Below are 8182 nucleotides of genomic sequence, written 5' to 3'. Positions count from 1 at the left end.
GACGGCTCGGACGCGAGGCCCACCCGTCGCCCGACCACCACCCTTCATCGAATCGCTACGCGATGCTGAATCTTCGGGGCCGCGAACAGGCAGCGCCGGAGGCGCTGCCGATCAAACACAGCTATCGTGACGTTCATGCTTGCCGAACAGGCCGCGAAGGCGATTGCCGAACGTACGGGAGTGGAGCGGCACCGGGTTGCTGTGGTGCTGGGATCGGGCTGGCAGGACGCGGCCGCGGAGATCGGTGCGCCGCGTGCGTCGATACCGATGCCGGAGCTGCCCGGATTCGGGACACCCAGCGCCCAGGGACATGTCGGGATGGTGCATTCGGTCGCCGTCGACAACACTCCGGTGCTGCTGCTGATGGGACGTCAGCATCTTTACGAGGGGTATCAGCCGAGCGAGGTCGTACATCCGGTGAGTGCCGCGATCGCGGCGGGCGCGGAAACCGTGGTGCTCACCAATGCCGCGGGCGGGATCCGCGACGGGCTGCGCGTTGGTGATCCGGTTCTCATCAGCGACCACCTCAATCTCACCGGCCGCACACCGTTGACCGGCGCGACCTTTATCGATCTCGTCGACGCGTGGGATCCCGAATTGCGCACGCTGGCAAGGGAAATCGACCCGAGTCTGACCGAGGGTGTGTACGCGGGTCTGACCGGACCGCAGTACGAGACGCCCGCCGAGATCCGGATGCTGCGCACCATGGGCGCGGATCTGGTCGGCATGTCGACGGTGCTGGAGGTGATCGCGGCGCGCGCGCTCGGTGCCCGAGTGCTCGGCATCTCACTGGTCACCAACCTCGCCGCGGGCGTCACGGGTGCGCATCTGTCCCATGCCGAGGTGCTCGCCGAAGGACATGCGGCCGCACCGCGACTCGGCAAACTGCTGCGCGGCGTACTGGAACGGCTCTAGATGCTGCGCTTCGGCACCGCCGGACTCCGCGGGCCGCTGCAGGACGGCCCCGACGGCATGAACCTGGACACGGTCAGCCGGGCGACGGCGGGGCTGGTGGACTGGTTGCGCGGGCGCTGCCTGGGCGGCGGCGCGGTGGTCGTCGGACGCGACGCCCGGCACGGCTCCGCCGAATTCGCCACCGCCACCGCGGAAATCTTTGCGGCCGCCGGCTTTCCGGTGACGCTGCTGCCCCGTCCGCTGCCGACGCCGATCGTCGCCTATGCGGTGCGTGAGCTGGGAGCCGTTGCCGGAGTGCAGATCACCGCATCGCACAATCCCGCGACGGATAACGGCTACAAGGTGTATCTGGACGGCGGTTCGCAGCTGCTCGCACCGGCCGATACCGAGATCGAGCGCTGCATCGAGGCGGTCGCCGAACCGATCACCCGCACGCCGGTCGCCCCGGCCGACGATGATCTGGTGCGCCGCTACCTCGATCGGGTGGCCCGGCTGCCCGAGCTGATCGGCGGGCCCGGCGAACGCGCCGATATCCGCATCGTTTTGACCCCGCTGCACGGTGTCGGCGGCGATACGGCGGTGGCAGCCCTTGCCGCGGCGGGCTTCCGGCATGTGCACGTCGTCGGTGAGCAGTTCGCGCCCGATGCCGACTTCCCCACCGTCGCCTTCCCGAATCCCGAAGAGCCCGGTGCCACCGACCTGCTGCTCGCCACGGCCACCCGGATCGGCGCGGATATCGCCATCGCTCTGGACCCGGACGCCGATCGCTGCGCCATCGCCATTCCCGACGATCACGGCGGCTGGCGCATGCTGCGCGGTGACGAAACCGGCGTGCTGCTCGGTGCTTGCGTATTGCGCACCGCACCTCCGGATTCGCTGGTCGCGACCACCGTCGTATCGTCCCGGCTGCTCGCCAAGCTCGCCGCCGCCCGTGGCGCTCGCTATGCCGAAACACTCACCGGCTTCAAATGGCTGGCCCGAGCGGGCGACGGCCTGGTCTACGCCTACGAGGAGGCCATCGGGCACTGCGTGGACCCGGCCGCGGTACGCGATAAGGACGGCATCTCCGCGGCGGTACTCGCCGCAGACCTCGCCGCCCGCCTGAAGGCCGCCGGTCGCACCCTCGCCGACGAACTCGACGACTACGCGGTCGAATTCGGCCTGCACACCACCGACCTGGTCGCACTTCGCCTCCCGGACCCGGCCGCCGCAGCGGAGCTGGTGAGTCGGCTGCGCGCGGCGCCCCCCGACGAAATCGCCTCCGAGCCGGTCAAATTCACCGATCTGCTCCAGGTTCGTGGTCGAATGCGCACCGACGCACTGATTTTCGAGGGAGCCCGCTTCCGGGTAGTGGTCCGCCCATCCGGCACCGAGCCGAAACTCAAGTGCTACTTGGAGGTGGTCGAGCCGGTCGCCGACCGCGCGGCCCTCGCTGCGGCGAGAACCGCGGCCGGACAGCGCATCGCCGAACTGCGCGCCTTCTGCCAAGGGCTCTGAGCCGAGGACATCACTCGGCGGGCTCGGTCGCCGAGTGAACCACCGGCACTTCAGGCCGACTCCCCATGGCACTCGGCCCGTCCGAAGCCACCGACATGTTCGACGCGAAAGTGGCTCAGCGGGGACCGAATTGGCGGTCGCCCGCGTCGCCGAGGCCGGGGACGATATAGGCGTCGGAGTTGAGGCCGGTGTCGACGACGGCGGTGACCAGGCGCACGGGCAGGCCCGAATCGGCAAGGGCGGCGATGCCTTCAGGGGCAGCGACGACGCAGATCGCGGTGATGTCGGTGGCGCCGCGAGCGGCGAGCAGCTGCAGGGTGTGGCGCATCGAACCGCCGGTGGCCAGCATCGGGTCGAGTACGAAAACCGGCAGGTCGGTCAGGTCGTCGGGCAGTGACTCCATATACGGCACCGGCTGATGGGTGGATTCGTCGCGGGCGATGCCGACGAAACCGACTCTGGCGTCAGGGATCAGCTCGGCAGCCGCGTCGACCATGCCGAGTCCGGCGCGCAGCACCGGCACCAGCAGCGGCGGCTGCGCCAAGCGCGTCCCCTCGGCGCTGGCCACCGGTGTGGCGATCGGGAAGTGGGTCACCGGCGCTTCGCGCAGCGCCTCGTAGATCAGGATTCCGGTGAGATCGCGCAGTGCCGCACGGAAGGCCGGATCGGCCGTGCGAGCATCGCGCATCGTGGTCAGCAGGGCGGCGGCGAGTGGATGGTCCACGGTGTGCGTGCGCATGAGGGAACGATAAGGTCGAAGTCGACTTCGGCGGCGAACCTCCACCCGAATTTTTTTTCGAACGGCTGGAACCGATCGGTAAGGCAGCGCGTCGAACTAGGTGGATGACGTACTCTGCCTGGGAACAACAGATGGGGGAAGCACTATGCGAAAGATGTCGGCCGACACCGAGGGCATAACCGCCTACGGCGCGTCCGCCGGGGCCATGTCCGGTGATCTCGCCGCCGCCGGGGTGAGCGCCGCGGCCGCAGATCCCACGCTCCTCGGTCCCATCATGGGCTTGATCGGCGGTGATTTCATGGCCGCCTATGCCGCAGCGCACGCCGGGCACGTCGCGTCCATCGGTCAGTTGTCGGCGGTGCTCGCGAGCATGGGTGGCGCGGCCACCAGTTCGGCCGTCGTACTCGAGGAAACCGACCTGAACAATGCCGGCGGGCTGAACGCCACCGGACTGGACGGATGACGCGGTGATCGATGTCAGCGCCCTGGTCCAGCCACTGCTCGACCTGCTCTCCAGCTTCGGCACCGGCGTCCTCCCCACCGGCGGGCCCGCCGACGCACTGACCTCCACCTCCACCGCCGTCGACCAGGTGCACGCGCTCGGCCGCAACAGCATCAACCAGGTGAACGACGCATGGGATGGCGAGGCCGCCGATGCCGTGACCGCGAAAGCGCTGCGGGTGCAGACCTCCGCCGCCACCATTTCCGACCGCGGCAACGATATGGCTACCGTCGTGAATCAGGCTGCCGCCCAGGTCGAATCGGGTCAGCAGGATCTGAACGGGATCGTCCAGTCGTTCGTGAACCAGGCCACCGCTCTGGGCTCGGCGCTGGCCACGCCGGAGGGGCTGACGGTGCTCGTCAGCTCCGCGATCGACCACATCGGTCAGGGGCTGAATGTGGTCGGCCGCGTGCGCAATGAACTGGATACCCAGACCGCGTCGATGAACGAGCTGACACCCGCGCCGTCGACGCCGTCGCTGTCCAATGTCGCCAGCACGGTCAGCGCCGCCACCCAGGGTGCGTCGCAATTGTCGTCGACGGTGGGCACTGTCGCGAGCGGTGCGGGCAGCGTGCTGAGCAGCCTGATGAGCGCTGCCAGCAAGACGAGCACAACGACCGCGAGCACAGCGTCGACCACCAAACCGAATACCAGCACGACGACCGGGAACGGACAGTCGTCGACCGCCGGCAACGGTGTGAAGATCACGCTGCCCGACGGCAGTGTCGTGGAGGCCCCGAACGAGAAGGCGGCGACGGCGGTCAAGGCGGCCATCGGCGCCGTCGGCACGCCGTATGTGTGGGGTGGCAATTCACCCGGCTCCGGACTCGACTGCAGCGGCCTCACCAAATACGCCTACGGCGAAGCGGGCGTCGACCTGCCCCGGCTGGCCCAGGAGCAGGGCAACGGCCATATGCAGGTGTCACCCGGTGATCTGATGCCAGGAGATCTGGCTGTCTGGGATGGCCACGTCGCCATGGTGATCGGCAACGGGCAGTTCGTCGAGGCCGGTAATCCGGTCCAGATCAGCTCGGTTCGAACGGACAACATCGGTATGAACTTCTACGGCTTCTACCGGCCGACCTCATAAGTGAGCGGAGCGAACGAATAATGTCCCAGCCCCAGACCCCGCCGATACCCAATGTGACGGTGGCGTCGAGCAGCAACCGATCGGGCACCATCTCGGTCCGTGCCACCGATCAGGGCATGCCGATCGAGATCAAGTTCGAGCGCAGCGAATACCGTTACGGCGCACAGACTCTCGCCGATGAGATCCTGCGGCTCACCAAGCGCTCCACTGTCGCCGCGCGGGCCCGCCGACGCGAACTGCTCGCCGAGGCGGGCATGCCCGCCGACATCCTGGACAAGCTCGGACTGCCCACCCGCCAGGCCGCGGTGGACGAGCTGGACCGGATCGATGACGCGGACACGGGACCGACGAGCTGGATGAGGCCGGTATGAGCGAGCCAACGATGAGCACAACGGCAGACGAGCTGGAGTCGAGCGAGGCGCGGGCATGAGTGCGGAGATGGACGCGTTGGTCGCCAACGCGACGGCGAAACTGGAGGCGCTCGAGGCCGCGCTGTACGGCCTGAAGCAGGTGCACGGCCGGTTCCGCACCGAGGACGGCACGGTCAGCGTCGAGGTGAACAGCGACGGCGCACTGGTCGCGCTGAGCCTGTCGGAGTCGGTCACCGCACTGCCGCCCGCCGAGGTCGGCCAGCTGATCGTATGGGCGTGTCGCCAGGCCGCCGAGGACGCGGGCGCACAGCGTTCGAAGGTCGTTGCGACACTGAACGAGTCGTTCGCGGTGGCGCCGGAGGGGGCTCCAGGAAGCGTTGGGGGCGGGCCGGATAGTCACTGACTCGGAAGGTCGATAGGCTTCCGCACATGGCTTCTGGAGACATCGTCCCGATCGAGCTCGGCCTGACCGACGGCGATCTCGTCACCCTGTGGGCACCGCGCTGGCGCGACGGTGACGACGAGTGGGAGGCGTTCCTCGGACACGAGGACTCCCTCTACGGTTTCGAGACCGTTGCGGAGCTGGCCGCGTTCATTCGGACCAACTCCGATAACGATCTCGTCGACCATCCCGCCTGGAAGGTCGTAGCCGGGCTCTCGGCGGTGGAACTGGAGCCGGAGGAGAACTTCACCTTCGACCTGGTCGGTGTACCGGAGCTGGTCGCGAGCGATCCCGATGTGGACACCATCGCCGAACTCGACGACACGCTCAGCATGGTGCGCAATATCGGCGAGGTGTGCGAGCTGGACACGGTCACCAAGTTCTTCGGGTCGCATCCGGTGGTCGGCGCACTGGCCAGTGGCGTCAGCGCGTTCGTCGGGCGCGACGGCGAGGAGCTGTGGGATCAGATCGGCGCAGCCATCGCCAAGGGCTGGGACGACGTCCTCGACGCCATCGACTCCGTGGTGCAGACCCCCGAGGTCGACGCCGAGGCGGTCGCGGTCGCGGAGGCCGAATTGCTCGCCGCGGAGGAGAACGTCGTGGACGCCGACGACGCGGCCGATAGCGAGGAGGACGAGGAGTTCGAATCCGTCGACCTCGATGCGGAGGACGAGGACGAGGAAGACGAAGAGGAAGACGATTCGTTCTGGCACGAGGTCGGCATCGACCCGGTCAAGATCGTCACCTCCGACGGCACCTACTTCACGCTGCGCTGCTACCTCGACGACGAGCCGATCTTCCTCGGCAAGGACGGTGCCATCACGGTCTTCGGCTCCGAACGCGCACTGGCCCGCTATCTGGCCGATGACCATGAGCACGAGCTGGCGCGTGTGAGCACCTACACCGACGTGCAGACCGCCGCGGTCGACGGATCGCTCGCGGTCGAGGTCACCGACGAGAACGTCTACGTGCTGCCCGGACTGGCCGATGACCTGGCCGAAGGCCCCGAGGCGGTCGATATCGAACAGCTCGATCTTGCGGTCGAATTGTTCACCGACGCCGCCGATTACGCCGACGACGACACGGTGGAGCAGGCACTCGCCCAGTCGACCCCGCTCGGCTGGTACGTCTCCTACCTGCTCAACCCGGACCCGACCCGGATGGCCCCGAACCCGCCCTTCGCCGCCGAAGCCCAGAGCTGGCGCGAACTGGAGCGGAACTTCGAGTCCCGACTCACACCGCAGAAGTAGGTCCGCCCAGGCCGAGCGCATGCCGCCGACCCGCGATTGCGGATCGGCGGCATTTTGCAACAGCTGAACCCACTCCGTCCCGGGCATTGCATGCGTGGCCGGATGAATCGCGTAGTGCTGGTCGCGGGTAGGGCTCCCGCAACGTGACGGAAGGATTTGACCACCACCCGGTCACGATCAGCACACTTGCGACTGGACCGAACCCGGGTCTCATACGCACGTCGATCCGGTGGTCCTTGCAGTCGACCGTGGCTGGTGGTCGAGCGGCGTCGGCGACTAGGCCAAGCGGATCCAGATCTGTTCTGCTCGGCCCAGAAGGCGGTTGTCGGAGCCGTAGACGGCGGTGGACGCGAACGACTTGCGGCCTTGCTCGCCGTGGCTCTGCCCGACCACCACGCAGGGTTCACCGATCTCGGGGAGGTCGTGTACGGCGGCGGTCATGGAGCCAAGGAGGGCGGGACGGTCGAACATTTCGGGGAGGGACCAGCCACCGGGACAGTCCATCGCGGCCCACAGCACCGCGGGGCCCATCGGCAGTGAGTCGTCGGGGGTCCATGGCGCGGCGACGCGGTCTTCGCCGACCACGCCCGCTTCGATACGCAGGCCGTCGGCACGGCCACTGCCGCAGACGAAGCAGGACGCGAACATGTCGTTGCTCTGATAGGAACCCGACGCCGCGGCGGCATCGGCATACCCGACGCATTGCGGTGCGTCGCGCTCGAATTCGCCCGAACGCATCTCGGCGACCACCGTCTCGCCATCGAGCAACTTGCCGTCGCGAATCCACAACGGCGTCTCCAGCGGCGGCGGACTACGCAGAATCACGGTCACCGCACCGTCATCAGCCGTGTTTCCCGCCCGCTCGACCAGCAGACCGCCCACGTACCCGCCGTTCCCAGAGTCGGGCGGACCATTGAATCGACTCGGAATCAGCACCATCGTCACACTTGGCCACGGTAACGGCCTCGCCATCGGGCGCGTTCAGCGCACCGGAAATGGCAGATCGCGACGTGCGCACCGGCGCGGTTCGGCTCGATACTCAGCCGACTACCGACTCACGGGCGCCGGCAGGTCACACCGCGCATCCCCCCAGTTCACGCCACCAGCAGGCAACGCTGGAAACCGACAAACAGCTCTCGTCACCCGCGAGGAACACCCGCCACGCGCGGGCAACACCCGACACGAGCTGGCCAGCGGATAACACTCCGCCCAGCAGGCAGCGCGCAAGACCGGTGGGCAACGCTGGAAACCGACAAACAGCTCTCGTCACCCGCGAGCAATGCCACGCTGAGCGCCTGCTCGCACAGTTCCCGGGCGGTCACCGGATTCCCGCGCTGCAGCGTGGCGAATCCCAACTCGTGCAACGCCATCGATTC

General features: G+C 67.8%; 9 protein-coding genes. 7 read left to right on the top strand and 2 right to left on the bottom strand.

All coding sequences use genetic code 11. The features are described from left to right. Positions 1-135: 135 nt before the first annotated feature. Both ABZW16_RS41920 and ABZW16_RS41915 read left to right on the top strand, forming a co-directional pair. Complete coding sequence (locus tag ABZW16_RS41920; RefSeq protein WP_354961728.1) at positions 136-915, top strand: purine-nucleoside phosphorylase; 780 nt, start codon at positions 136-138, stop codon at positions 913-915. After that, on the top strand, positions 916-2412 hold the full coding sequence (locus ABZW16_RS41915; RefSeq protein ID WP_354961726.1) for a phospho-sugar mutase: 1497 nt from the start codon (positions 916-918) through the stop codon (positions 2410-2412). A gap of 115 nt (positions 2413-2527) precedes the next feature. Here ABZW16_RS41915 and upp read toward each other — a convergent pair whose 3' ends face one another. Further along, positions 2528-3151, bottom strand: a complete 624-nt coding sequence (gene upp, locus ABZW16_RS41910; protein WP_354961725.1) for a uracil phosphoribosyltransferase — start codon at positions 3149-3151, stop codon at positions 2528-2530. Positions 3152-3305: 154 nt separating this feature from the next. On the opposite strand from upp, the gene ABZW16_RS41905 reads away from it, so the two are divergent. From ABZW16_RS41905 to ABZW16_RS41885, 5 genes are read left to right on the top strand one after another with little or no spacing between them, the layout of a single operon-like run. Continuing rightward, positions 3306-3614, top strand: a complete 309-nt coding sequence (locus ABZW16_RS41905; RefSeq protein WP_354961724.1) for a hypothetical protein — start codon at positions 3306-3308, stop codon at positions 3612-3614. A gap of 4 nt (positions 3615-3618) precedes the next feature. Continuing rightward, a complete protein-coding gene (locus ABZW16_RS41900; protein ID WP_354961723.1) occupies positions 3619-4743 on the top strand; it encodes an NlpC/P60 family protein in 1125 nt (374 codons plus the stop codon). A 20-nt stretch (positions 4744-4763) separates the two neighbouring features. Then, a complete protein-coding gene (locus ABZW16_RS41895) occupies positions 4764-5114 on the top strand; it encodes a hypothetical protein (RefSeq protein ID WP_354961722.1) in 351 nt (116 codons plus the stop codon). A 55-nt stretch (positions 5115-5169) separates the two neighbouring features. Beyond that, complete coding sequence (locus ABZW16_RS41890; RefSeq protein ID WP_354961721.1) at positions 5170-5517, top strand: YbaB/EbfC family nucleoid-associated protein; 348 nt, start codon at positions 5170-5172, stop codon at positions 5515-5517. Positions 5518-5543: 26 nt separating this feature from the next. After that, positions 5544-6806: a primosomal protein gene (locus tag ABZW16_RS41885; protein ID WP_354961720.1), complete on the top strand. Its 1263-nt coding sequence runs from the start codon at positions 5544-5546 to the stop codon at positions 6804-6806. Between the two features lie 276 nt (positions 6807-7082). Here the strand turns inward: ABZW16_RS41885 and ABZW16_RS41880 are convergent, their stop codons facing one another. Beyond that, complete coding sequence (locus ABZW16_RS41880) at positions 7083-7745, bottom strand: hypothetical protein (RefSeq protein ID WP_354961727.1); 663 nt, start codon at positions 7743-7745, stop codon at positions 7083-7085. Positions 7746-8182 lie beyond the last annotated feature (437 nt).

The sequence above is a fragment of the Nocardia sp. NPDC004604 genome (genome assembly GCF_040609795.1).
In the GTDB taxonomy this organism is placed as follows: Bacteria; Actinomycetota; Actinomycetes; order Mycobacteriales; family Mycobacteriaceae; genus Nocardia.
The sequence above is the reverse complement of the archived record's forward strand: the minus strand, read 5'-3'. Positions and strand labels throughout refer to the sequence as shown.